The organism is Microbacterium karelineae (genome assembly GCF_009745985.1).
In the GTDB taxonomy this organism is placed as follows: domain Bacteria; phylum Actinomycetota; class Actinomycetes; order Actinomycetales; family Microbacteriaceae; genus Microbacterium; species Microbacterium karelineae.
Window position 1 is genome coordinate 1 of sequence record NZ_WFIX01000145.1, and the last position, 462, is coordinate 462.

Here is a 462-nt window from a genome sequence, read left to right on the forward strand (position 1 = left end):
GTCATAAGATACTCCCTGAACTTTTACTTCTGAAGAAGAAGGTTCTACTACCTGCAAAGGTTTTGTTCTTGCAGACATAATTCCTCTCATATTCGGGATGATAAGATCTTTCTCATCTACTAATCCTTTCTGACCTGCAATAATTGCCGGTAATTTTACAGAAATAGTTTCTTTTCCTCCTTCAATTTCTCTTACTGCAGTAGCTTCGCTTCCGTTAACGTCTAATCCTACTGAAGCGTTTACGAAAGGTTGGTTTAATAGCTGAGCTACCATTCCAGGAACCGAACCTCCGTTATAATCGATAGATTCTTTTCCGCAAAGGATAAGATCATATCCTCCGTTTTGAGCTACAGCTGCAATTTCTTTTGCTGTAGAATAGCTGTCTTTTGGATCAAGATTTACTCTTACTGCATCGTTAGCACCAATTGCCAAAGCTTTTCTGATTACAGGTTCTGTAGCAGC

Annotated in this window: 1 protein-coding gene; it reads right to left on the minus strand. The window is 39.2% G+C overall.

Going from position 1 to position 462, the window contains the following annotated elements; genetic code table 11:
- The coding region (locus GB932_RS22345; protein WP_497755950.1) for an electron transfer flavoprotein subunit beta/FixA family protein at positions 1-462 on the minus strand (462 nt) is incomplete at both ends.